The organism is Kitasatospora sp. NPDC093806, from assembly GCF_040683335.1.
Classification (GTDB): domain Bacteria; phylum Actinomycetota; class Actinomycetes; order Streptomycetales; family Streptomycetaceae; genus Kitasatospora.
Window position 1 is genome coordinate 18,278 of the sequence record NZ_JBFBDO010000006.1, and the last position, 22,394, is coordinate 40,671.

Below are 22,394 nucleotides of genomic sequence, written 5' to 3' on the forward strand. Positions count from 1 at the left end.
CCCCGGTGACCCAGTGTCATCGGGCCCTCCGGTGCGTACCAAAACCCTTCGGGCTCCATCGAATTCGGGCGGCCACGGCGGCCGCCCGACAGCCGTCCGACCGTCGCCCGACGGGATCCGGTCAGAAACCGGCAACCCGCCGAAGCCCCGGACGGGCCCGCTTACCGTGGGCCCAGTGGCAGGCACGCGAAGGATGTGCGTCCGAACCGTGTGCTGCCGCACCTGGCCGAAGAGCCGACGGGAGGGGCCGACGACGGTGCTGCGCATCCACTTCACCCACGATGACCTGGCACGGGTCCGGATCGCACGGGCCCCCGACCCGCTCGCCGAAACGGTCCTGAGTCTCTCGCTCGTGCAAAGTCCGACCACCGGCGGCGCGGCCCTGGACGGTTGGCGCGAACGCACCCGGCGCGGCTTGCGGCCCGAACTGCGCCCGCTGTTCGAACTGGCGGCCGCCGGGGCGCGGCACGTCCCGGAGGCGTTCCTGCACGCGGGCGCGACCAGCCTGCCGGAGAGCCTCGACCACACCTGGTCACGGTCCGCGCGCCGCTGGCTGGCGGACCTCGGCGCCCTCGCCGTGCTGCGGCCGGACCTGCCCCGCTGGGTCCGCGAACTCCACCGGGGCGACCGCCAGTGGGCGGGACTCGTACGCCGACGGCTCCGCGAGTACCACGCCCTCGCCGTCGCCCCCTACTGGCCGCAACTGCTCGCCGCCGCCCACACCGAGCGCACCCGGCGGGCCCTGGCCGGTGTGGACGGCGGCCTGGACGGCATGCTCGGCACCCTCCACCCCGCCGTCTCCTGGGACGCGCCGGTGCTGTCGGTGCCCTGCCCCTTCGACCTCGACCTGCGGCTGAACGGCCGCGGACTCCTCCTCGTGCCCACCTTCTTCTGGCCCGAGCCGCTGGCCCTCACCGACAACGCCGGGCCCGAGAACCCGCTCGTGCTGCGCTACCCGCTCGCCGCCGACCTCGCCGGCTACCGGGCGGTCTGCGCCCCGACCGCCTCCGCCGGGCCGGACGGCGCGCTCGTCGCCCTGCTCGGCACCACCCGCGCCCGCACCCTCCAGGCGGTGGCCAGCCCGGCCGGCACCGCCGAACTCGCCCGCCGCACCGGCACCTCGCCCGCCACCGCCAGCCACCACGCGACCATCCTGCGCGCCGCCGGCCTCCTCACCACCGAACGCACCGGCCCGGGCGTCCGCCACACCCTCACCCCCCTCGGCCACGCCCTCCTCCACAACCAGCCGGTGCCCGTGATCCCGCCGCCCCCACCGCCTTGTAGCGTGGGCGGCCGGACGAGCGAGACGGAGAGGCGATGACCGACGAGGGCCTCGACGGGCCGGCGGCCCACCAACCGGGGGATCCGACGCCGGTGGTGGCTTCCGAGGCCGGCTGCCTTCGGGCGATCGGGGACTTCCTGCTGGACCTGGTCACCGAGGCGGTGGGCGGCGCGGTGCTGGCCGTGGTCACCACGGGCTCGCTGGTCGTCCTGTTCGTCGGGGCCGAACTCGCCCACCGGCGGAGTCCCGCGCTCGCCTACGGCCTGGGCGTCCTCGCCGTGGCCGTGATCGCCCTCGGCGTGCGGCAGCTGCGCCGCCCGAAGGAGCGGAGGGGCCGCCTCGGCCGGGTCCTCGCCGCCGTCACCGCCGGCCTGGGCGTCTGGCTGCTGCCCTGCGTCGGCTACGCCTCCCTGCGCACGGCCCTCGACCTGGCGACGTTCTGAGTACGCGGATCAGCCGCGCAGCAGCAGCCCCGCGAACTCCCGCACCCGGTCCATGGTGATCCCCTCCCGCTGTTCGACGGCCAGCGGGTGCTCGGTGGGTTCGAGCTCGATCAGCGGCCGCCGGCCGACCTCGCGGGTGCGGACGTGCGTCTTGAGCAGCAGCGTGGACTCCGGGTAGACCGGCAGCTCGGTGGAGAGCCAGCCGAAGTACGGCGGCTCCTGCTCGCGCGCCGGGTCTTCCCAAAGATCGTGCATCCGGCCGAAGTTGTCCTCGCTCAGCGAGACCCAGACGCCCCAGGAGAAGGTCTCGTCGCTGTCCCGGACCGGTATCTCGACCAGGCCGTGGACGTAGAAGTGCTTCCCCTTGATCATGCACTGGTCGGAGGTGAGCTCGCTGTCCCGCCGCAGGCGGTAGCGCGACTTCCAGCTCACCGGCGCCGGCGACCCATAGGACAGCGGCGGCCCGTCGTGCGGCTCGGCGCAGCAGGCGCAGGTGTGCTGGTGGGCATCGGTGGCAGACATGGCGGGAAGCATAACCCGCAGGTCAGAACCCTTCAGCCCGGTCGCCGACCGGGCAGCGGGTTGGCCGCGGTGGACGGGGGCGGGGCCAGGGCCCTTCCTTTTCGGCCGCCCCAGGCCGTTCCCCCCGCTAGCCTCCCTGCCGAGTCGGCCCGCCATGAGCCCGCCCCGTCTATCCTGGTCGCGCGGAACGTGGACCAGGAGAGCGATGTGACGGAGAATCAGCTCAATGGTGGTCGGGCGGAGGTCGTCATCCAGACCGAGGTGGTGAACGGCTCCGTCAACATCTCGGGGGGCGGATCGGGGGCCGGCTCGGACGGCCGGATGCGTGACGTCTACCGTGAGATCTACCGGCTCGCGAAGGAAGCCATCGACGCCTTGTCGCTCCTGCCTCCCGTCTCCAAGGAGCAGATGCGCGCTCTCCCGAAGCGGACCGGAGGGCTTCAGGGAGAACTGAAGGCCTTCGAGGGCGACATCATGCTCTTCGCCTCCGAGGCCACGGCTCGTGCGTACACCGGCCTGACCACTGCAATGATCATGGTGAACATCGCCGTTGCCATACCGTCGGTGGTCGGAGTTCTTGACGAGCGGTCGCTGGCCAAGCTTCGGGTGCAACAAGATCATCTCCGCCAGCGGCTCAAGGAGTTCACCGAGGCTGTGCGGTCGGGGCAGTAGGCGGAGACGGGTGCCCGTCGTCGGCCGCCCGGTCCTGGCTGATGGTCGCCAGCAGGTGGGCCACCAGCGGGTTCGGGTCGTCGCGGCGCCAGGCGACGGCGACCCGCGTACGGGCGGCGGCGGGCTCGACGGCGCGGAAGGCGACGCCCCGGAGGCGGATCCGCCGGATGCTCGCCGGGGCGAGCGAGACGCCGAGGCCGGTGCCGACCAGCGCGCACACGGTCTGCCACTCCACCGCGTGCTGGACGATCCGGGGCGCGAAGCCCGCCGCCCCGCACAGCCCGGCGATCCGGTCGTACAGCTGCGGCCCGACCTCGCGGGGCAGCAACACGAACGGCGAGTCCGCCAACTGCTCCACCCGCACGGTCCGTTGGGCGGCGAGTGGATGGGCGGCCGGGAGGACGGCGACGAACGGCTCGGTGAGGACCGTCCGGAAGCCGAGTGATCCCTCCTCGGCGGCCGGCGGTTCGCGCAGCAGCCCGATGTCGATCGTCCGCTCGTGCAGGGCGGCGAGCTGGGGCGCGGTGGTCATCTCGCGGATGTCCAGCTCCACCCCCGGGAACCGCTCCTGGAAGGCGCGCAGCAGCTCGGGCAGGACGGTCAGGGCGAGCGAGGCGGAGAACCCGATCCGCAGCCGGCCCGCCCGGCCGTCGCCGACCGCTCGCGCCGCCGCCAGCCCGTCCGCGAGCTCGGCGAGCGCCCGCCGGGCGGCGGGCAGCAGCTCGCGCCCGACCGGGGTGAGCGCGACCCGCCCCGGAGCGCGGCTGAACAGGGGATGGCCGACCTTGGTCTCCAGCCGGGCGATCTGCTGGCTCAGCGGGGGCTGCGCGATGCCCAGACGCGCGGCGGCGTGACCGAAGTGGAGTTCCTCGGCAAGCACGACGAAAGCGTGCAATTGGGGGAGGGGGAGTTCGGGGCGGTCCATATTCCTAGAGATATCAGGCGATGGCTTTTGATGTATTGGACGATATCGGCGCAGCTCGCTTAGCGTTCGGCCATGACAGAGCGACGCGCGATTCTCAGCGGTTCCACTTTCGAGGAACAGATCGGCTATGCCCGTGCGGTCGTGGACGGCGAGCACGTCCACGTGTCGGGGACGACCGGGTACGACTACGGCACGATGACGATCTCGGACGACGTGGTGGAGCAGGCCGAGCAGTGCCTGCGCAACATCGGCGCGGCCCTGGCGGAGGCCGGCTGCACGTTCGCAGACGTCGTACGGGTGCGCTACCTGCTGCCCGAGCGCGAGGACTTCGAGCCCTGCTGGCCGGTGCTGCGCCGGACCTTCGGCGAGGTCCGCCCGGCGGCGACGATGCTGGTGTGCGGCCTCGCCGACCCGCAGATGAAGATCGAGATCGAGGTGTACGCGCGGCGGCCGGCGGCCGGATAGCGGGTTGCTGCGGAGTGGGAAGTCGGCGGGGCCGACTTCCCGTGCGGCGTTCAGGGGTTGGGGGAGGGGGAGGCGGAGACGGTGGGGGACGGCATCGGATGGGCCGGCCGGTCGTGGGAGAGGACGGGGTAGGCCCAGGCGACCAAGGCGAGCAGGAGGGTGATCGGGAGGACGGTGCAGGCGGCGGCGGCCGCGCGGTCAGGCAGCGACATGGGTGGTGGGGGAGGGGTCGGCGGCGGGGACGGACTGGGGGGACGGGATGTCGATCTCGGCCCAGACCGTCTTGGAGCTGGGCTGCCGGGGGAGGCAGCCCCAGCGGTCGGCGAGGGCGTCGACCAGGACGAGGCCGCGCCCGGACTGGGAGTCGGCGGGGCAGTCGGTGGGCAGGGTGGGGTGCCGGTCGCCCCGGCAGTCGGACACCTCGATGCGGAGCACGGTGGTGCGGGACCGGCGCACGGTGGTGAGGCAGAGGTGCAGCAGGAACCCGCGCCCCGGGGTGCGCCCGTGGGTCGTGGCGTTGGCGGCGAGCTCCGCGACGATCAGCAGCGCGGAGTGAAAGGCGTCCGGGTGAAGGGAGTTGACCTCCCAGGAGACCAGCTGCTGTCTGGCGATGCGGCGCCCGATGGCCGCTCCCTTGGGGGTGGAGGTGAGGAGCGCGGTATGGGCGCGCGGAACCGGGTTGTCCAGGGGGATTTCGGACTTCATGGGGAAAAGCCTGCCCCCCCGGGCGTACGCTGACCATGCATCAGGCGAGCACAATCCGTGGTTGTCCGGGTGCGGAAAGTGCCCTGTGGTGGCAGTCGGGTGTGACCGGAAAATAGGGGTGGTCTCCATGCGTGAGGTTGTTCAGGGTGGCGGCGAGAGCGGAGACGTGCGCATCGCGGAGTTGGACGAGAACCTGTCGGAGGTGCCGGACTTCTTCCGGGCGATCGGCAAGCAGCTCAAGCTGCTGCGCGAGCGGGCGGGCCTGACGCAGCGGGAGTTCGCCGTGAAGGCCGGCTACACCGAGAGCCTGATCGGCGCGGTGGAGCAGGGCAAGCGGACGCCGCAGCCGGACCTGCTGGTGGCGGCGGACACGCACCTGAACGCGGGCGGGCTGCTGAGCGTCACCAAGGATGACATCGAGCGCGCGAAGGCCAAGTCCCGTGTGCGGCACCCCGCTTGGTTCCGCGACTACGCGGGCCTGGAACCCGGCGCCGAGGAGCTCCACTTCTGGAGCCTGGACGGTGTCCCGGGGCTGCTCCAGACCGAGGCCCATGCGCGCGCGATCTTCGCGATGCGCCAGCCGCTCCTCTCCGACGAGGTGATCGAGATGCGGGTGGCGGCCCGCATGGCACGGCAGGAGATCCTCGCGAGCTGGCCCCGCGCCATGTTCAGCTGGGTGATCGACGAGAGCGTGCTCCACCGGCCGTTCGGCGGCCGGGATGTGCACGCGGGGCAGCTGCGCCGCCTCCTGGAGGTCGGGAACACCCGGGGGATGGTGGTCCAGGTCATGCCGCTCGACCGGACGGAGCACGCCGGTACGGGTGGCTCGTTCACTCTGATCACCCCGAAGGGGCGTTCGCAGATGGGCTACATCGAGGTCCAGACGAGCAGTAGGCTGATCACGGATCAGAACGAGGTCCGGATCCTGAACGCGCGATACGGGACGCTCAGGGCGCAGGCGCACACTCCCAAGGAGTCCCTGTCGTTGATCGAGAAGATTCTGGGAGAACGATGAGCAGCGAGCTGGCGTGGTTCAAGAGCAGCTACAGCGGCAACGAGGGCGGTGCCTGCGTCGAGATCGCCTGGCGCAAGAGCAGCTACAGCAGCAATGAGGGCGGCGAGTGCGTCGAGGTCGCGGAGACGGCGGCCGCCGTGCTCGTCCGTGACTCCAAGGACAAGTCCGGGCCCCAGCTCACCTTCTCGCCCGACGCCTGGGCGGCGTTCGTCGAGTTCGCCCGTTCCGTCTGACGAGCTGACGAGCTCCACCCCACGGCCGTCCGCCAATCGGCGGACGGCCGCCGGTTGTGTGGGTGTCCTCCCTCCCGTGTGCGGGCCGTACTGGTACCACGGGCGGCATGTCCCACCACCTCAGCGGACCGAACCTCCGCTCTCCCCGCGGTGACGCCCGGCTCGACCTGACCGACGTGTTCGCCTTCCCAGCGGCCGGCGCCCCGGGCCGGACCGTCCTGATCATGAACGTGAACCCGTTCGCGCCCACCCAGGGCACCGAGTTCCACCCGGACGCGGTCTACCGCCTCAACGTCGACAACGACGGCGACCACCGCGCCGACGTCGCCTACTCGTTCACCTTCTCCCAGCCCTCCACCGGCGCCCAGAGCGTCACCGTGCACCGGGCCACCGGCGCCGCCGCGCAGAAACACGAGGCGGGCGGCGACGTCCTCTTCGCCGACGTCCCGGTCGCGTTCGGCACCACCCCGCACGTGGTCGAGGCGGGCGGCTACAAGCTCTCGGTCGGCCTGCGCAGCGACCCCTTCTTCGCCGACCTCGAAGGGATCGTCAACAACTTCACCTGGACCGGCAAGGACGCGATGGGGGAGACCAACGTCTTCGGCATCGCCCTCGAAGTCCCGGACGCCGACCTCGGGCCGGACCCGGCCATCGGCGTCTGGGCCCGGGTGAGCCTGCACGAGAACGGGCAACTCACCTCCATCGACCGGGGCGCGCACCCGTCCCTCACCGCGTACTTCAACGCGGAGGAGGTGAAGGACGCCTACAACGCGGGCGAGCCGGCCGACGACTGGGCGAACTACCGTGAGCCGTGGACGGCCGTCCTCCAGCACACCGGGGACTACACCACGGCCTCCGCGACCGAGACGTTGAAGATCATCCTGCCGGACATCCTCCGCTACGACCGCGCCCGCCCGGCCGCCTACCCCAACGGCCGCACCCTCACCGACGACGTGACCTCGGCCCGCCTGACCATGGTCTCCGGCGGCAAGATCACCAGCGACCACATCCCCCCGCACACCGACCTCCTCCCCACCTTCCCCCACCTCGGCCACCCCCACCCCTACCCCCCGGCCGGCTGACCCCCGCGCCCACCCCGACTCCCGGCCGCCGCGCCGCGCCCCGGGACCGAATATGTAGACCGGTCCACTGAATCGACCACCTCTGAGGGGGTCTCTGTAGACCGGTCTGCATATTCCTCGCCCGACACCTCAGAATCTGTAGACCGGTCTACATATTCTTCCGCGCCGCCCGCGCCCACCCGGCGCGGGCAGCGGAGTTGGCATAGTGGGCACGTCTACGACCCGATCGAGGGGGAGTGCCCGTGAACCACTCGCAGTGGAAGACCCGCCGGACCCGGAAGCTCCTGGGCGAGCCAGTGGCCGAGTCACCGGCGTACGTGGAGGCGGGCCACGCGTTCGCGCTGGGGCAGGCGGTCTACGACCGGCGCACGGAATTGGGCATCTCGCAGACGGAGCTGGCACGCAGGGCCGGCATGACCCAGCCGCAGATCTCCGACATCGAGGGCGGGGACTCCCTGCCGACCCTGCCGCTGTTCATGCGGCTGGCCAAGGCGCTGGATGCCGGGCTGACGATCGATCTGGACGAGGACGCCGCCGCGTTCGTTTTCTCCCGCACGGCGACCTGAGGTCCCGCGCGGCCGCACCGAAATCCTGTTGGCGGAGTGTGGTGGCCGCTGCTACCTTGCGGGTGGCCGTGTGGGAGAGCGAGGAGGTGGTACCCGTGAACGCAGTTTCGACTTGGGTGCTCCCCTCCGGGGTCACGGTCGGGCGGTAGGTCGTCCGGGAGCGCCGTTTTCACGAGCACTCCCGAAAGGCACGACCATGCGTTTCACTTCCGAGCGACGCCTCGACGACGGCGTCCTCGAACGCGAATTCACCCTCGGGGAGATCCCCGGCGTCCTGTGGACGCCCGACTCCGCGCCCGCACCCGACTCCGCGCCGGCACCGCTGATCCTGATCGGCCACCCTCCGCTCGGGCTGGACAAGATGTACCCCCGGCTGGTGGGGCGGGCCCGGTACTACGCGACGGAGTTCGGTTTCGCCGCGGCCACCATCGAGCTTCCCGGGAGCGGGGTCCGGCCCCGTTGGGACGCGGCCGAGCAGGCCCGGGCCGAGCTGCGCCGGGTGCTGGCGGCCGGTGAGCCGGTGACCGGCGAGGTGGTCGACGCGCTGATCCTGCCGCTGGTCGAGCGGGCGGTCCCGGAATGGCGGGCCGCCCTGGACGCGCTCCTCGCGCTGCCCGGGCTCGGCGGCCCGGTCGGGTACGAGGGCGGGGTGATCTCCGTCGGCGTCCGGCTGGCGGTGGTCGAGCCGCGGATCGCGGTCGCCGGGTTCTTCGCCGGGAGCTTCATCCCCGCCGTCATGTTCGAGGAGGCCCGTCAGGTCACCATTCCGCTGCGGGTCCTGCTGCAGTGGGACGACGCGGGGAACGACCGGCAGGCGGCCCTGGACCTGTTCGACGCCTTCGGTTCGCAGGAGAAGTCGCTGCACGCCAACCTGGGCGGGCACACCGGCGTCCCGCGGTTCGAGATGGAGGACGGAGCCCGCTTCTTCGCCCGGCACCTGAGGAGGCAGGGGGAGTAACGGCAGTCCGACGGCCCGCCGCGCACCGGAAGGCGCGCGGCGGGCCGTCGGCGTGGGCGGGGCGGGTTCAGCCGGCGCGCAAGGGCTTGGCCATCAGGACCTCGTGGCGGAGGCCGTCGGGCAGCAGGTCGCCCTGCTCGCCGGTGTCCTTGAAGCCGCAGTGCTCGTAGCGGGCGATCGCGCGGGCGTTGTCCGGCATCACGGCCAGGCGCAGGGCGGCGAAGCCCTGCTCGGCCGCCCAGTGCTCGATGTCGGCGATCAGCTGCTCGCCGAGGCCTCGGCCGCGCGCCGTCGGGGCGACCCACATCGAGATGAGCTCCGCGTCCTCGCCCTGCGGCACGCCCGTCGCCATCCCTGCGGGCTCGCCGTCGACGAAGGCGACCAGGTCACGGGCTCCGGCGATCTCCAGCCGGGAGCGCCAGCGCTCCTCGCGGTCGCCCTCGCCCTGCCAGTCGGCGAGGGTCGAGCCGAAGGCGTACGGCGCCTCGGCCAGGGCGGCGAGCCGCAGCCCGCGCCAGAGCCGCCAGTCGTCTGAAGTGAGCACGCGGAGTTCGATCATGTCCGAGACAATGCCCTGCCCTGACCTGCGAGGACAACCGGTTTACCCGGCCAGCGGCGGGTTGAGGCGGGCGAAGGCCTCCTGGCGGCGGTACGGGAAGTAGGGGTAGGGGGCGGTGCGCGCGCTCGCCGCGTCGAGGCGGGCCACCTGGTCGGCGGTCAGTTCCCAGCCGACGGCGCCGAGGTTCTGCCGCAGCTGCTCCTCGTTGCGGGCGCCGATGATGACGGAGGAGACGGTCGGCCGGCGCAGCAGCCAGTTGATCGCGACCTGGGGGACGGTGCGGCCGGTCTCCGTGGCGATCGCGTCGAGGGCGTCGACCACGTCGTACAGCAGCTCCTCCTCGACCGGCGGGCCGTAGTCGGCGGTGTCGTGCAGGCGGCTGCCGGGCGGGACCGGGGCGCCGCGACGGATCCGGCCGGTGAGCCGGCCCCAGCCGAGCGGGCTCCACACCAGGGCGCCGACGCCCTGGTCCCGGGCGAGCGGCATCAGCTCCCACTCGTAGTCGCGGCCGACGAGGGAGTAGTAGACCTGGTGGGCGACGTAGCGGGGGCGGGCGTCGCGGTCGGCGGCGGCGAGCGACTTCATCAGCTGCCAGCCGGAGAAGTTGGAGACGCCGGTGTACCGGACCTTCCCGGCGCGGACCAGGTCGTCGAGGGCGGCGAGCACCTCCTCGACGGGGGTGGCGGCGTCGAAGGCGTGCAGCTGGAAGAGGTCGAGGTAGTCGGTGCCGAGGCGGCGCAGGGCGGCGTCGACGGCGGTGATCAGGCGGGCGCGGGAGGTCCCGGCGTCGTTGGGGCCGTCGCCGGTGGGCAGGCCGGCCTTGGTGGAGACGAGGACGCGGTCGCGGCGGCCCTTGATCGCCTGGCCGAGGACCTCCTCGGAGGCGCCGTCGGAGTAGACGTCGGCGGTGTCGAACAGGGTGACGCCGGCGTCGACGGCGATGTCGAGCAGGCGGCGGGCCTCGGTGGCGTCGGTGGTGCCCCAGGCGCCGAAGAGCGGGCCGCGGCCGCCGAAGGTGCCGGTGCCGAAGGAGAGCGCGGGGACCTTGAGGCCGGACGCGCCGAGCTGGCGGTACTCCATGGGTATGCGGTTTCCCTTCGCTAACGGTACTGGCGTTCCGTTAAGATGTGACCGACCCTAGCACCGGCGCTGGGCCTAATGGAACAGGAGTCCCGTTAATGGCGTCTGAGATGCAGCGACCGGGCGGCCGCACCGCCCGTGTCCGGACCGCCGTGCTGCGCGCCGCCGAGGACGCCCTGGTCGAGGTCGGCTTCGCCGGGCTCGACCTCGCCGACCTCGCCCGCCGCGCCGAGGTCGGCCGCACCACCGTCTACCGGCGCTGGGGCTCGGTCGGCGCGCTGCTCGCCGACCTGCTCACCGACATGGCCGAGCAGTCCCTGCCGCGCACCCGCACCGGCTCGCTCCGCGAGGACCTGCGCGCCAACGCCCGCCTCGTCCAGCGCACCCTCGCCGACCCGCGGCAGGGCGCCCTGTTCCGCGCGGTGCTGGTCGCCGCCACCTGCGACGAGGCGGCGGCGCAGGCCCTGCACCGCTTCTACCGGGCCCGGGTGGAGGAGTGGGCCCCGTGCGTGACCGAGGCCGTCGAGCGTGGTGAACTCCCGCCCGGGACGGATCCGGCCGAGGTCGTCCGCGCCGTCTCGGCCCCGCTGTACTACCGGATGCTCACCACCGGCGACCCGCTGGACGAGCCGGCCGCCCAGCGCGCCGCCGACGCCGCCGAGGCCGCGGCCCGGGCCGGTGTCTTCCGGCGGGGGTGATCACCCGTTCGAGTGGCTTGAATGGCTCGCCATGCGGTGTGAGACGATGGGCGCGCCAGACTGAACAGCCGTTGTGTGATCAACTCCCTTTGCTTTGAGGAGATTTGCGATGGCCACGTGGAGCTATACGGACAAGGGTTCGCCGGCGGACGCCCTGCTGATCACGGGCATCGAGCTGAGCCCGACCCCGCTCACCCCGGGGCGGACCCATGTCTTCACCATCAGCGCGACGGCGCAGACGGAGATCGCGGACGGCGCGTACCTCCAGGTCGTCGTCAAGCTGGGGCTGATCAAGCTCCTGACGAAGGACTACGACCTCCTCGCCGAACTGCGCGGCGAGGGAACGCTGAAGCTGTCCTGCGCCACCAGCGACGGCAAGAGCCCGATCCCCAAGGGCGACACCACGCTGACCCTCACCGTGGACGTGCCGAGGGAGGTCCCGCGGGCGAAGCTGGTCTTCGACATCCGTGGCTACACGGTGGACGACGACGACCTGCTGGTGCTCGGTGCGACGGCGGACTTCACGCAGGCTTCCGGAGTGTGACGGTCCGTTCCTCGATCAGGGCGCGGGCCTGGTCCGGGGTGAGCGGGTGGGCGAACAGGTAGCCCTGGCCGAGGGGGCAGCCCATCGCGGCGAGCAGGTCGCGCTGTTCGGGGTTCTCGATGCCCTCGGCGATGACCTGGACGCCGAGGGTGTCGGCGATCCGGGTGATGCCCTCGACCAGCGCGTACTGCTGCTGGGAGAGGCCCAGGCCGTCGATGAAGGACTTGTCGATCTTCAGGATCGAGATCGGGAACTCCCGCAGGTAGGAGAGCGAGGAGTAGCCGGTGCCGAAGTCGTCGATGGCGATGCCGACGCCCAGCTCGCCGAGCGTGCGCATGTCGGTGTGGACGCGGTCGTCGCGCCGCATCAGGACGGACTCGGTGAGCTCCAGGACCAGCGACTCGGCCGGGATGCCCGAGCTGTGGACGGCGCCGCGCACCACGTCGACGAAGCCCGCGTCGCGGAACTGGCGGGCCGAGACGTTGACGTTGACCCGTAGCGGCGGGAGGCCGGCGGCCGTGCGGACGGCCGAGCTCAGCCGGTGCCAGCCGGCCGCCTCCTGGGCCGCGCGTTCCAGCACCCAGGCGCCGAGCGGCACGATCTGGCCGCTCTCCTCGGCGAGCGCGATGAACTCGTCCGGCAGCACCATGCCGCGCCGGTCGTGCGGCCAGCGCACCAGGGCCTCGAAGGCGACCAGGTCACCCGTCGCCAGGTCGACGATCGGCTGGTAGTACAGCCGGAACGCGGACTCGGCGATCGCGGTGTCCAGGTTCTCGTTCAGCTCGTGCCGCTTCACCAGCCCGGCCTGCAGCGCCGGCTGGTAGTGGCACCACTGCCGCTTGCCCGCCGCCTTCGCCGAGTACAGCGCCAGGTCGGCGTGGCTGAGCAGCTCGGTGGCGTCCACGCTGTCCTCGGTGGTCGCCACCCCGATGCTCGCGGTCACCCGGACCGCGCCCGCGCTCAGCTTGAACGGTTCGGCGAAGGCGGCCAGCACGCTGTCCGCGATCGAGCCGACGTCGGCCGGCCGCAGCGCGTCCTCCACCAGCACCGCGAACTCGTCGCCGCCGAGCCGGGCCGCCGTGTCGGACGTGCGCAGCGCGGTGGAGACCCGCAGCGAGACGGCGACCAGCAGCTCGTCGCCGACCGCGTGCCCCTGGGTGTCGTTGACCACCTTGAAGTCGTCCAGGTCGATGAAGAGCACCCCGGTGACGGCGCCGCTGCGCTCGCCCCGGGAGAGCGCGTGGCCGACCCGGTCCTGGAAGAGGACGCGGTTGGCGAGGCCGGTCAGGGAGTCGTGGAAGGCGCGGTGGGTGAGCTCCCGCTCCATCTGCCGCTGCTCGGTCACGTCCCGCAGGGTGAGCACCAGCCCGCCGACGGTCGGGTCGTCGCGGAGGTCGTTGCAGCGCACCTCGGCCTCGATCGGGGTGCGGTCGGCGCGCAGCAGCCGCCAGTGCTCGCGCTGGGCGTCGCCGCCCGAGCGGCCGATCCGTCCGGCCCGGCCCAGTCGGCCGCCGGCCCCGTCCATGCCGCGCATCCGGGCCAGCGCGCTGCCGACGGCGCGGCTGTCCTCGGGCGGGACGAGGTCGGTGATCAGCGTGCCGTGCAGGTTCGGGTAGCCGAGCACGCGCTCGGCGGAGGAGGCGGAGGCGTAGCGGACGGAGTCGTCGGCGTTGAGGATCAGGATGACGTCGCTGGCGCTCTGCACCAGGGTGCGGAAGTACGCCTCGCTGTCGCGCCGGGTGATCTCCTGGCTCAGCATGACGCGTTCGACGGCGAGGGCGGCCTGGGCGGCGAGGATCTCCAGCGAGCCCCAGAGGCTGGTGAGCTCCTGCTCGGTGCCGGTGACGATGAGGGCGCCGATCAGCGGGTCGCCGGAGGGGCGCTCGGCCAGGGTGAGCGGGCAGAGCAGGGCGCAGGGCATGCCGTCGAGGCGGGTGGCGAGGTCGCTGCCGATGTCCTCGACGGGGAGCAGCCGGGTCTCCCGGTAGGCGGCGAGGGCGAGCACCTCGTCGGGTTCGCGGCGGCTGGCGGGGTGGTCGGGCGTGTCGGGGTGGTCGTGGTCGGGATCGTCGGGCGCGTCCGGGTGGTCGGGCCGGTCGGCGAGCGGGTGCCGGTCGGCGCCGCGTTCGGCGTGTCGGACGTGCAGGACGCCACCCTCGGTGACGGCGAGCAGCGCGACGTGGCCCGGTTCGGTGGGCATCAGGGTGGACGCGGCGGCCTGCACCGCGTCGGCGACCTCCTCCACGGTGACGGCCGCGGTCAGCTCGGCACCCGCCTCGCGCAGCGCCCGCTCCCGGGCCATCGCCTGCCGGCGCGCCCGCACCGCGACGGCGAGCCGGGCGAGCACCAGCAGGTAGAGCAGGGCGGAGAAGGCGCCGATCACGCCCGCGTTGCTGGTGTTGCCGTTCAGCGACTCGATGATCAGGATGCTCGGCGCGATCAGCGAGGCGAGGGTCAGCAGGGCCAGCCGGCCGGCGCTGAGGTCGGCCTGCTGGCTGGGGATCGGCCTGGTCAGCTCGACCATCGACGGGTGCAGCGCGGCGGCGCCCCAGCAGGTGTAGAACAGCGCCCAGCCGAGGTCGACCGGCGTGCCGATGTGCCAGCTGCCGTGCAGCAGGATCAGCCCGTACAGCACGTCCGAGACCAGCAGGCCGACCGTGCCGACGGTGAGCAGCTGGAGCGCGCGGCTGAACCCGCCGCGCGGCACCAGCAGGCGCAGCAGCAGGGCGAGGATGACCACGTCGCCGAGCGGGTACGCGATCGAGACGGCCTTCTGGAACCAGCTGAGGTCCGGGTCCCGGGCGTAGGGCAGGATCAGGTAGATCCAGGCGAGCAGCGCCAGGCCCATGGTGAGGGTGAGCGCGTCCAGCAGGCTGGCCCGGTCCTGATGCGCGGTCCGCCAGCGGATGAAGCCCAACACGCCCGCCGCGTACAGCAGGTACTCGGCGAGGTAGAAGCCGTCGGCGACGGACGGGAACGGGCTGCCCAGGTGCAGGAACTGCATCTGGATGACCTGTACCACCTCGCCCGCGGTGAAGCTGAGGTTGGCGAGCGCCAGCAGGTACCAGAACAGCGCGTGGGACGGGCGGTTGAGACGGACTCCGGCCACGATGGCGGCGACGCCGCCCAGGCCGATGCCCGTCCACCAGATGATCCGCTGGGAGGGGTTGGCGTAGTAGATGCCGGTGAACAGCATCATCCACACCAGGTAACAGACCATCAGGCGTTGGCGCCGGCGTGTCAACGAGGCTACCTCCTCCACGACATCACCCCGCCGGTCGGGCAGGGGAGTTCGGGCGAGGGGTGGGGTGGTCGGGGTGGTCGGGCCGCCCGTTCGGACGGTCCGGAGATCCGCCCGGCGGTGACCCGTGGTGACGGGTTGGGCCGGGCGTTCGAAATGGGCCTTGAGTGCGTATAGTCGGAAATGTCGCACCTCCCAGCATTCTGCCGCCACAGCACGAGGTCAAGCCGGTGGACGACGCAGCAGACAGCGCACGGGGCGCACGTCCCGGGGTGGACTCCGGACGTCACGCCGTGCTCTGCAATGAGAACGGTCAGTATACGATCTGGCCCGGGGACTTCACGGTTCCGAGCGGCTGGCGCACCGTGTTCGGGCCCGCCCGGCACGAGGAGTGCCGGACGTACGTCGAGCGCGAGTGGCGCTGGCCGGGCCTCGGGGTCGGGCGCGGGGCCACTCGGGCCGGTGCTCGGGTCGGTACCGCCGGTGCCGACGGCACCGTGCACGGGCTCGTGCGGGCCCGCGCCGCGCAGGCCCCGGACGCCGTCGCCGTCGTCGCCGACGAGGAGACGCTCCGCTACCGCGAACTCGACCGGCGCAGCGACCGGCTGGCCGCCGTGCTGCGCACCCACGGCGTCGGCCCCGAACAGGTCGTCCCGGTCTGCCTGGAGCGCGGCGCCGACCTGGTGACCGCCTGGCTCGGGGTGCTCAAGGCCGGCGGCGCCTTCCTCCCGCTGGAGCCGGCCCACCCGCAGCGACGGCTGGACCGGCTGGTCGAGGACTGCGGCGCGCGGCTCGTCGTCGCGCCGGCGGGGCGGAGCTTCCCGGGGGTGCGGGTCCTCGCGCCGGACGCGGGCGGGCCGGAGGTCGGGGGCGGTCCGGAGGGCGGGGGTGCGGACGGTTCCGGTGGCGCCGTTCCCGAGGACGCGGCGGGCCCCGACGACCTCGCCTATCTGATCTACACCTCCGGGACCACCGGCACCCCCAAGGGCGTCCCGGTCACCCACCGCTCGCTGGTCTTCACCCTCGACCGGGTCGTCCAGGCCTACGCGCTCACCCCGAGTGACCGCGTCCTCCAGCTCGCCGCCCTCGGCTTCGACACCTCGCTCGAACAGGTCTTCGCGACCCTGACCGCGGGCGCCACCCTCGTCCTCGGCGGCGCCCACACCTGGGCGCCCACCGAACTCGTCCACCGGATGCGCGAGCTGCGCCTCACCGTCGCCGACCTCACGCCCGCCTACTGGCACCACGTGCTCGGGTTGCTGCCGCCCGGCGGGCCCGCGCCCGAGGGGCTGCGGCTGATCGTGGTCGGCGGCGACACCGTGCACGCCGACGACTGCCGCGCCTGCCTGGACCGGCTGCCCGGGGTCCGGCTGGTCAACGCCTACGGGGTGACGGAGGCCGCGATCACGTCCACGCTCTGTGACCTCACGGCGGAGGTGCTGGCGCCCGGCGCCCACGGGTTCGCCCCGCAGGGGGCGGCTCAGGTCGACGGGGCTCACGTCGAGGGGCCGACTCGGGTCGACGGGGCCCGGGTCGACGGTTCGCGCACCGGTGGGTACGTCGCGCCCGTGCCGATCGGCCGGCCGCTGCCCGGGGTGCGGGTGCACGTCCTGGACGCCCGGCTCTCCCCGGTCCGCCCCGGCGAGAAGGGCGAGATCCACCTCGGCGGTCCCGGGCTGGCCCGCGGCTACTGGAAGGACCCCGGGCTCACCGCCGAAACGTTCCTCCCCGACCCCTACGCGCCCGCCCCCGGCGAACGCATGTACCGCACCGGCGACGCCGGACGCTGGCGCGCCGACGGCCACCTGGAGATCATCGGCCGCTTCGACGACCAGGTGAAGGTCCGCGGCCACCGCGTCGACCCGGCCGAGGTCGAGTCCGTGCTGGCCGCCCACCCCGACGTCCGGCAGGCCCGGGTCACCGCCGACACCGCCGCCACCGAGGGCGACGCCGACGGCGACGCCGAGGGCGCCGAGGGTGCCCGCGTGCTCACCGCCTACTACACCCTCACCGACCGGACCGCCTCCGGGGCCCGCGCCCGGCGCAGCCGGATCCGCGCCTACCTCGCCGAACGGCTGCCGGACTTCATGGTCCCCGCCGAGTTCGTCCTCCTCGACACCATGCCGCTCACCCCGGCCGGCAAGATCGACCGCCGCCGGCTGCCGAGCACCCGCCCGCAGCTCCAGCGGCGGCCGGCCGGCCCGGCTGCCCCGGTCGCCGCGCCGGCGCCTGCCCCCGCGCCCGCTGCCGTTTCCGGCGGGGCTTCCGGCGGCGGGAACGGGAACGGCGGTGCCGTGGAGGCGGGCGTCGCCCACCTCTGGTCCGAACTCCTCGGCGTCCAGGAAGTCGGCCCCGACGACGACTTCTTCGACCTCGGCGGCAACTCCCTGCTCGCCATGGAGATGCTCGCCCGCGCCCGGATCATGTTCGGCATCGACGTCACCCGGATCCGCCTCCTCACCCGCGCGCTGCTCCGCGACCCCACCCTGCGCGCCTTCGCCGCCGCCACCCTCGCCGCCCGTTCGGCCCGCTCGGCCCGTCCAGCCGGTTCGACCGGTGCAGCCGGCTCGGCCGGTTCCAGCCGGGACGGGGCGGGGGAGGCCGCCGTCGACTGGGTCGCCGAGGCCCGGCTGGACACCCCCGTCCGCCAGTCCTGGCACCCGGCGCCGTCCCGCGCCGAACCCGCCGAGATCCTGCTCACCGGCGCCACCGGCTTCTGCGGCGCCCACCTGCTCGACGCCCTGCTGCACACCACCGCCGCGCGCATCCACTGCCTGGTCCGCGCTCCAGACGAGGAACACGCCCTCGAACGCATCCGCGCCGCCCAGCAGCGCTTCCTCCGGCACGACCTCGCCGACCGCCGGGTCGTCCCGCTGGTCGGCGACCTCGCCGAACCGCTGCTCGGCCTGACGCAGCATCAGTTCGAGCAGCTGGCCGGATCCTTGGACGCCATCCACCACCTCGGCGGCCAGGTCAACTTCATCTACCCCTACCACCAGCTGCGCGCCGCCAACGTCGACGGCACCCGCGAGGTGGTCCGGCTCGCCGGGCACGAGCGCGGCATCCCGGTCCACTACCTCTCCACCCTCGCCGTCCTGGCCGGCTTCGGCCCGGCCGGCGTCGGCGAGGTCACCGAACGCACCCCGCTCGCCCATCCGGACCGGCTCGCCGTCGGCTACGTGGAGAGCAAGTGGGTCGCCGAGCAGCTGCTGCACAACGCGGCCGCCGCCGGGCTCCCGGTCACCGTGCTGCGCACCAACGACGTCACCGGCGACCTGCGCACGGGCGTGATGAATACCGGGACCGAGATCTGCGCGCTGATCAAGTACATGGCCGAGAGCGGGAGTTGCCCGGACGTCCGGCTCCCGCTCGACTTCGTCCCGGCCGACCGGTTCAGCCGCGCGCTCAGCCACATCGTCGCCCACGCACCCGCCAACGGCGAGGTGTACCACGTCACTTCGCCCCGCCCGGCGGCCCTCGCCGACCTCGCCGAGCGGCTCCGCGTGCGCGGCCACCCGGTCGACGAGGTGCCGTACGGGGAGTGGGTGCAGGGTCTGGTCCGGTTCGCGGCCGGGCACCCCACCCACCCGATGACGCCGTTCGTCCCGCTCTTCGTCGACCGCGTCCCCGGCACCGAACTCTCCATCAGCGAGATGTACTTCCGCCCCACGTTCCCACTGTTCGATCGGGCCAACACCGAACACGCCCTGGCCGGCAGCGGAGTGGTGCTGCCCTCCGTCGACGACGGACTGCTGGACTTCTACCTGGACCGGCTGACGGCCGAGGGCTTCCTCGCCCCGCCGCTGGGGGCGATGCGATGAGCTCCCGCCGCGAACGCGACGAAGTACCCGCCGCCGAAGCGTTGTTCGCCGCCGTCGACGTCGGACGGGCGCCGGCCGACGGTCCGGTGGCGTTCGGCGCCGACCTGGCGCCCGAGGTGCTGCTCGCCGCCTACCGGCGCGGCCTGTTCCCGCTGCCCGCCGCCGACGACTATGCGAGCGCCTTCAACGAGGCCCGCTTCGAGGACGCGGTGGCGGCCGGTGAGGTCGCCCTGCTGCCCGGCTCCGACCACGCGGACCCGTACGCGCTCGCCTGGTGGTCACCCGACCCGCGCCCGGTGCTCGACGCCGGCGGCGTGCGCATCGGGCACAAGCTCGCCCGGCTGCTGCGCAACCGCCTGGACTGGTGGACCACCGCCGACCGGGCCTTCCCGGAGGTCCTCGCCGCCTGCGCCGAGGGGCGCGAACCACCGTGGCTGACCGGGGAGTTACAGCAGGCCCTGACCGGACTGCACCGGCTGGGCGCCGCCCACAGCGCCGAGGTGTGGTCGGGCGGTGACCTGGTCGGCGGCGTCTTCGGCATCGCCGTCGGGCCGGTGCTCAGCCTCGACTCGATGTTCCACCGCCGCTCGGACGCCGCCCGGGTCGCCGTCGCCGACCTCGCCGCCCGGTTCGCCGCCGCCGGGGGCAGACTGCTCGACGCCCAGTGGGACTCACCGCACGTCCGCAGCCTGGGCGCCGCGCCCGCGCCCCGCGCCCGCTACCTCGCCGCGCTCGCCGACGGCGGGCCGGGCGGGCCGGCGGACCTCGAACCGCTCGACACCACCCGGCTCCCGGCCGCCCGCCTCGCCCCCAGGCGGATACGGAAGCGGCACCCGCGCCATCCCGACCAGGCGGAGGGATAGCCCCTGGGGCTGCCGCCGGGGGCATCGTTTCCGTTATCGGGGAGTGCGGCGGCCGCTATTTGGCGGGCGTCGCGCCGCTCCCTAGCGTGGAAAACGGCCGGGGGACGGGTCGGACGGCAACGCCGTCACCGCCTCCGGCGCCCTGGTTCCCGCTGAAGGAGATCGACCGTGCCCACCGTGCTCTTCGCCCTCACCTCGCACGACACCCTCGGTGACACCGGCCGGAAGACCGGCTTCTACGTCCCCGAAGTCGCCCACCCCGCCCAGGTCTTCACCGCGGCCGGCTGGGACCTCGCCTTCGTCTCCGTCCGCGGCGGCGCCGCCCCGCAGGACGGCGTCGACCCCGCGGACGAGGTCACCGCCGCCTTCCTCCGGGAGCACGCCGAGGCCCTCGCCGACACGCCCACCGCCGCCGGACTGAACGGCGACGACTACGCCGCGGTCTACTTCGCCGGCGGCCACGGCAGCATGTGGGACTTCCCGGACGCGCGGGAGATCGCCGAACTCGCCGCCACCGTCTACGAGAACGGCGGCGTGGTCGCGGCGGTCTGCCACGGGCCGGCCGGACTGCTGCCGGTCGTGCTGTCGGACGGCGAACCGCTGGTCGCGGGCAAGCGGGTGTCCGCCTTCACGAACGAGGAGGAGGCCGCCGTCGGTCTGGCCGGCACCGTGCCGTTCCTGCTGGAGGAGGCGCTGACCGGGCTCGGTGCGGTGGTCACCAAGACGGACGCCTTCGCCGAGTACGCGGTGGCCGACGGCCGCCTGGTCACCGGGCAGAACCCGGCCTCCGCCGCCGAGGTCGCCAGGCTGGCGCTCCGGCAGGTCGGCACCGCCTGACGGGGCCCCGGCGACCGGGGGCGGGGGCGCGCGGTCAGGGGCGCGCGGACGGGAGCGCGCGGACGGGGCGGGGCGCGGGCGGCCGGCGGTGGCGCCTCCGGTAGATTCGGCCGGAGGGGGGGAACGGAGCCGACACCGCCACCGGGCGTGTCAAGGCCCTCCGGTATCGGGGGGCCGGGCAGTGCAACTCGGGTGGCTGCAGACGTTCATCGCCGTCTACCGCACCGGATCCTTCACCAAGGCCGCGCGCGAACTCGGCATCACCCAGCCCGCGGTCACCCAGCAGATCCGGGGCCTGGAGGTCGCGCTGGGCGGCCCGCTGTTCCACCGCACGCCGAAGGGCGCCCTGCCCACCGTCGAGGGCGAGGCGCTCGCTCACGACGTCCGGGACCCGCTCGCCGAGCTCGACATCGCCGTCCGGCGGCACTTCGGCGGCAGCCCGAGCAGCCGGCCGCTCCGGCTGGGCGGACCCGCCGAACTGATCGCCGCCCGGGTCCTGCCCAGCCTGGGCGGGCTGATCGCCCGGGGCCTGGACGTCCGGGTGAGCCTGGGCGAGGCGGCCGGCCTGCTGGAGAGCCTGCGCGCCGGGCACCTGGACCTCGTCGTCTCCACCGTCCCGGCGCGCTCCCGGGGCGTCGACGCGGTGCCGCTGACGGACGAGGAGTTCGCCCTGGTCGCCTCGCCCGGCATCGCCGACGGGCTGCTGCGCGACGGGCTGGCGCTCCGGCGTCCCGAAGCCCTGGAGAAGGTCCCGCTGATCGCCTACGCGGAGACCCTGCCGATCATCCGCCGCTACTGGCAGACCGTCTTCTCCGCGCCGCCGCCCGGCTCGCCCGCCGTGGTGGTGCCCGACCTGCGCGCGGTGATCGCGGCGGTTGCCGCCTCGGCCGGCGTCTCGGTGGTGCCGACCTACCTGTGCGAGCGCGAACTCGACGCCGGCACCCTCGTCCAGCTGCTCCGGCCGGACCTGCCGCCGATCAACACCTTCTACCTCGCCACCCGGTCCGGCACCCTCGCCGACGCCCGCCTCGCCGACCTGCACGCCCACCTGCTCACCGAGTCCCGCACCTGGACGTAGGCGCCGGTTTGGGCGGCGGCGTGGGTGGGAACCGTGGCGGACATGCTCTCCGTAGTGGTCGCCCCGTGGGGCGGGAAGCCGGTGTTCGAGCGGGCCGGGGACGAGCCGCACGACGCCGCCAGCACGATGAAGGTCGCCGTCCTGGCCGCGCTGCACCGCAGCGGCGCGGACCTCGACGCGCACGTCCCGGTGGTGAACGCCTTCGAGTCCCGGGCCGGCGGCGAGTTCGGCAACGACCCGGACTGGGACAGCGACCCCGTCCCCTGGGCCCTGCTCGGCCGCACCGCCCCGCTGGGCCTGCTCGCCGAGCGGATGATCACCCACTCCTCCAACCTCGCCACCAACCTCTGCCTCGCCCGCACCGGTCACGCCGCCGTCGCCGAGGCCTGGCGCCGCGCGGGCGCCACCCACAGCGCCAGCCCGCGCGGCATCGAGGACTACCGGGCACGGGACGCGGGCGTGCACAACCGGGTCACCGCCCGCGACCTCGTCCGGCTGCTCCAATCCCTCGAAGGAGAACCGGAGTTGCTCGCCCTGCTGGAGCGCAACGCCTTCCGGGTGGACCTCGCGGCCGGCCTGCCGCCGGGCACCAGGGTCGCGTTCAAGAACGGCTGGTTCCCCGGCGTGCGGCACAGTGTCGGCCTCGTTCACCCGGCGGACTGCCCGCCGTACCTGCTGGCTGTCTGCTACACGGGCCCGCTGGCCTCCGGCGCGGACGAGGCGGCGGCGGACCCGGCGGCCCGGCTGGTGGCCCGGATCTCGGCGGCGGTCTGGGCCCGCCGGCACCGGATCGCGGGCTGACGTC

23 protein-coding genes are annotated in these 22,394 nt (G+C 73.4%); 16 read left to right on the forward strand and 7 right to left on the reverse strand.

The window, feature by feature from the left end:
* The first annotated feature begins 352 nt into the window (after window positions 1-352).
* Window positions 353-1,321: a winged helix-turn-helix domain-containing protein gene (locus tag AB0N76_RS06070; protein ID WP_363553626.1), complete on the forward strand. Its 969-nt coding sequence runs from the start codon at window positions 353-355 to the stop codon at window positions 1,319-1,321.
* Window positions 1,318-1,725 carry a hypothetical protein gene (locus AB0N76_RS06075; RefSeq protein WP_363553628.1) on the forward strand — a complete coding sequence of 136 codons (408 nt, stop codon included), beginning with the start codon at window positions 1,318-1,320 and terminating at the stop codon, window positions 1,723-1,725. Before AB0N76_RS06070 ends, AB0N76_RS06075 begins: the two co-directional genes overlap by 4 nt.
* Window positions 1,726-1,734: 9 nt before the next feature.
* Here AB0N76_RS06075 and AB0N76_RS06080 read toward each other — a convergent pair whose 3' ends face one another.
* Complete coding sequence (locus AB0N76_RS06080; RefSeq protein ID WP_363553630.1) at window positions 1,735-2,247, reverse strand: DUF2199 domain-containing protein; 513 nt, start codon at window positions 2,245-2,247, stop codon at window positions 1,735-1,737.
* A 189-nt stretch (window positions 2,248-2,436) separates the two neighbouring features.
* Between AB0N76_RS06080 and AB0N76_RS06085 the strand changes: the two genes are divergently transcribed.
* On the forward strand, window positions 2,437-2,919 hold the full coding sequence (locus AB0N76_RS06085) for a hypothetical protein (RefSeq protein ID WP_363553632.1): 483 nt from the start codon (window positions 2,437-2,439) through the stop codon (window positions 2,917-2,919).
* Here AB0N76_RS06085 and AB0N76_RS06090 read toward each other — a convergent pair.
* Window positions 2,891-3,844 (reverse strand): LysR family transcriptional regulator, encoded by a 954-nt coding sequence (locus AB0N76_RS06090; protein ID WP_363553634.1) that lies wholly within the window; start codon window positions 3,842-3,844, stop codon window positions 2,891-2,893. The genes AB0N76_RS06085 and AB0N76_RS06090 overlap by 29 nt on opposite strands.
* A gap of 72 nt (window positions 3,845-3,916) precedes the next feature.
* On the opposite strand from AB0N76_RS06090, the gene AB0N76_RS06095 reads away from it, so the two are divergent.
* Window positions 3,917-4,309 carry a RidA family protein gene (locus AB0N76_RS06095; RefSeq protein ID WP_363553636.1) on the forward strand — a complete coding sequence of 131 codons (393 nt, stop codon included), beginning with the start codon at window positions 3,917-3,919 and terminating at the stop codon, window positions 4,307-4,309.
* 50 nt (window positions 4,310-4,359) lie between these two features.
* On the opposite strand, the gene AB0N76_RS06100 is transcribed toward AB0N76_RS06095, so the two are convergent.
* Both AB0N76_RS06100 and AB0N76_RS06105 read right to left on the reverse strand, forming a co-directional pair.
* Window positions 4,360-4,521: a hypothetical protein gene (locus tag AB0N76_RS06100; protein WP_363553638.1), complete on the reverse strand. Its 162-nt coding sequence runs from the start codon at window positions 4,519-4,521 to the stop codon at window positions 4,360-4,362.
* On the reverse strand, window positions 4,508-5,014 hold the full coding sequence (locus tag AB0N76_RS06105) for an ATP-binding protein (protein WP_363553640.1): 507 nt from the start codon (window positions 5,012-5,014) through the stop codon (window positions 4,508-4,510). The genes AB0N76_RS06100 and AB0N76_RS06105 overlap by 14 nt, the downstream gene beginning before the upstream one ends.
* A 127-nt stretch (window positions 5,015-5,141) precedes the next feature.
* On the opposite strand from AB0N76_RS06105, the gene AB0N76_RS06110 reads away from it, so the two are divergent.
* From AB0N76_RS06110 to AB0N76_RS06130, 5 genes are all read left to right on the forward strand, one after another.
* Entirely contained in the window at window positions 5,142-6,029 is an 888-nt protein-coding gene (locus AB0N76_RS06110) for a helix-turn-helix transcriptional regulator (RefSeq protein WP_363553642.1), read from the forward strand.
* Window positions 6,026-6,262 carry a DUF397 domain-containing protein gene (locus AB0N76_RS06115; RefSeq protein ID WP_363553644.1) on the forward strand — a complete coding sequence of 79 codons (237 nt, stop codon included), beginning with the start codon at window positions 6,026-6,028 and terminating at the stop codon, window positions 6,260-6,262. Before AB0N76_RS06110 ends, AB0N76_RS06115 begins: the two co-directional genes overlap by 4 nt.
* Before the next feature lie 107 nt (window positions 6,263-6,369).
* Complete coding sequence (locus AB0N76_RS06120) at window positions 6,370-7,344, forward strand: DUF4331 family protein (RefSeq protein ID WP_363553646.1); 975 nt, start codon at window positions 6,370-6,372, stop codon at window positions 7,342-7,344.
* Between the two features lie 242 nt (window positions 7,345-7,586).
* Entirely contained in the window at window positions 7,587-7,910 is a 324-nt protein-coding gene (locus tag AB0N76_RS06125) for a helix-turn-helix transcriptional regulator (RefSeq protein ID WP_363553648.1), read from the forward strand.
* A gap of 196 nt (window positions 7,911-8,106) precedes the next feature.
* Window positions 8,107-8,868, forward strand: a complete 762-nt coding sequence (locus AB0N76_RS06130; protein WP_363553649.1) for an alpha/beta hydrolase — start codon at window positions 8,107-8,109, stop codon at window positions 8,866-8,868.
* A gap of 67 nt (window positions 8,869-8,935) precedes the next feature.
* Here AB0N76_RS06130 and AB0N76_RS06135 read toward each other — a convergent pair whose 3' ends face one another.
* Together AB0N76_RS06135 and AB0N76_RS06140 are read right to left on the reverse strand one after the other, a co-directional pair.
* On the reverse strand, window positions 8,936-9,427 hold the full coding sequence (locus tag AB0N76_RS06135) for a GNAT family N-acetyltransferase (RefSeq protein ID WP_363553651.1): 492 nt from the start codon (window positions 9,425-9,427) through the stop codon (window positions 8,936-8,938).
* A gap of 42 nt (window positions 9,428-9,469) precedes the next feature.
* Entirely contained in the window at window positions 9,470-10,507 is a 1,038-nt protein-coding gene (locus tag AB0N76_RS06140) for an aldo/keto reductase (protein ID WP_363553653.1), read from the reverse strand.
* Window positions 10,508-10,605: 98 nt separating this feature from the next.
* Here AB0N76_RS06140 and AB0N76_RS06145 point away from each other — a divergent pair, with 98 nt between their 5' ends.
* Both AB0N76_RS06145 and AB0N76_RS06150 read left to right on the forward strand, forming a co-directional pair.
* The gene (locus AB0N76_RS06145) at window positions 10,606-11,205 is read left to right on the forward strand and encodes a TetR/AcrR family transcriptional regulator (protein ID WP_363553655.1); all 600 of its coding nucleotides are present in this window, start codon (window positions 10,606-10,608) and stop codon (window positions 11,203-11,205) included.
* 109 nt (window positions 11,206-11,314) lie between these two features.
* Window positions 11,315-11,749 carry an ML domain-containing protein gene (locus AB0N76_RS06150; RefSeq protein WP_363553657.1) on the forward strand — a complete coding sequence of 145 codons (435 nt, stop codon included), beginning with the start codon at window positions 11,315-11,317 and terminating at the stop codon, window positions 11,747-11,749.
* Here the strand turns inward: AB0N76_RS06150 and AB0N76_RS06155 are convergent.
* A complete protein-coding gene (locus AB0N76_RS06155; RefSeq protein ID WP_363553659.1) occupies window positions 11,727-14,993 on the reverse strand; it encodes an EAL domain-containing protein in 3,267 nt (1,088 codons plus the stop codon). The genes AB0N76_RS06150 and AB0N76_RS06155 overlap by 23 nt on opposite strands.
* 269 nt (window positions 14,994-15,262) lie before the next feature.
* Between AB0N76_RS06155 and AB0N76_RS06160 the strand changes: the two genes are divergently transcribed.
* The 5 genes from AB0N76_RS06160 to AB0N76_RS06180 all read left to right on the forward strand — a co-directional run bounded on the left by AB0N76_RS06160 (window position 15,263) and on the right by AB0N76_RS06180 (window position 22,390).
* A complete protein-coding gene (locus tag AB0N76_RS06160; protein ID WP_363553819.1) occupies window positions 15,263-18,811 on the forward strand; it encodes a thioester reductase domain-containing protein in 3,549 nt (1,182 codons plus the stop codon).
* The gene (locus AB0N76_RS06165) at window positions 18,808-19,674 is read left to right on the forward strand and encodes a leucyl/phenylalanyl-tRNA--protein transferase (RefSeq protein WP_363553661.1); all 867 of its coding nucleotides are present in this window, start codon (window positions 18,808-18,810) and stop codon (window positions 19,672-19,674) included. Before AB0N76_RS06160 ends, AB0N76_RS06165 begins: the two co-directional genes overlap by 4 nt.
* Window positions 19,675-19,842: 168 nt before the next feature.
* The gene (locus AB0N76_RS06170) at window positions 19,843-20,511 is read left to right on the forward strand and encodes a type 1 glutamine amidotransferase domain-containing protein (RefSeq protein ID WP_363553663.1); all 669 of its coding nucleotides are present in this window, start codon (window positions 19,843-19,845) and stop codon (window positions 20,509-20,511) included.
* Window positions 20,512-20,692: 181 nt separating this feature from the next.
* Window positions 20,693-21,589 (forward strand): LysR family transcriptional regulator, encoded by an 897-nt coding sequence (locus AB0N76_RS06175; RefSeq protein ID WP_363553665.1) that lies wholly within the window; start codon window positions 20,693-20,695, stop codon window positions 21,587-21,589.
* Between the two features lie 42 nt (window positions 21,590-21,631).
* Window positions 21,632-22,390, forward strand: a complete 759-nt coding sequence (locus AB0N76_RS06180) for a serine hydrolase (protein ID WP_363553667.1) — start codon at window positions 21,632-21,634, stop codon at window positions 22,388-22,390.
* The last annotated feature ends 4 nt before the right edge of the window (window positions 22,391-22,394 follow it).

Coding starts and splice junctions, on each gene's coding strand:
- AB0N76_RS06075 (WP_363553628.1), top strand. CDS start 1,318: ATGACCGACGAGGGCCTCGACGGGCCGGCGGCCCACCAACCGGGGGAT.
- AB0N76_RS06080 (WP_363553630.1), bottom strand. CDS start 2,247: ATGTCTGCCACCGATGCCCACCAGCACACCTGCGCCTGCTGCGCCGAG.
- AB0N76_RS06090 (WP_363553634.1), bottom strand. CDS start 3,844: ATGGACCGCCCCGAACTCCCCCTCCCCCAATTGCACGCTTTCGTCGTG.
- AB0N76_RS06095 (WP_363553636.1), top strand. CDS start 3,917: ATGACAGAGCGACGCGCGATTCTCAGCGGTTCCACTTTCGAGGAACAG.
- AB0N76_RS06100 (WP_363553638.1), bottom strand. CDS start 4,521: ATGTCGCTGCCTGACCGCGCGGCCGCCGCCGCCTGCACCGTCCTCCCG.
- AB0N76_RS06105 (WP_363553640.1), bottom strand. CDS start 5,014: ATGAAGTCCGAAATCCCCCTGGACAACCCGGTTCCGCGCGCCCATACC.
- AB0N76_RS06110 (WP_363553642.1), top strand. CDS start 5,142: ATGCGTGAGGTTGTTCAGGGTGGCGGCGAGAGCGGAGACGTGCGCATC.
- AB0N76_RS06115 (WP_363553644.1), top strand. CDS start 6,026: ATGAGCAGCGAGCTGGCGTGGTTCAAGAGCAGCTACAGCGGCAACGAG.
- AB0N76_RS06120 (WP_363553646.1), top strand. CDS start 6,370: ATGTCCCACCACCTCAGCGGACCGAACCTCCGCTCTCCCCGCGGTGAC.
- AB0N76_RS06130 (WP_363553649.1), top strand. CDS start 8,107: ATGCGTTTCACTTCCGAGCGACGCCTCGACGACGGCGTCCTCGAACGC.
- AB0N76_RS06135 (WP_363553651.1), bottom strand. CDS start 9,427: ATGATCGAACTCCGCGTGCTCACTTCAGACGACTGGCGGCTCTGGCGC.
- AB0N76_RS06140 (WP_363553653.1), bottom strand. CDS start 10,507: ATGGAGTACCGCCAGCTCGGCGCGTCCGGCCTCAAGGTCCCCGCGCTC.
- AB0N76_RS06145 (WP_363553655.1), top strand. CDS start 10,606: ATGGCGTCTGAGATGCAGCGACCGGGCGGCCGCACCGCCCGTGTCCGG.
- AB0N76_RS06150 (WP_363553657.1), top strand. CDS start 11,315: ATGGCCACGTGGAGCTATACGGACAAGGGTTCGCCGGCGGACGCCCTG.
- AB0N76_RS06165 (WP_363553661.1), top strand. CDS start 18,808: ATGAGCTCCCGCCGCGAACGCGACGAAGTACCCGCCGCCGAAGCGTTG.
- AB0N76_RS06180 (WP_363553667.1), top strand. CDS start 21,632: ATGCTCTCCGTAGTGGTCGCCCCGTGGGGCGGGAAGCCGGTGTTCGAG.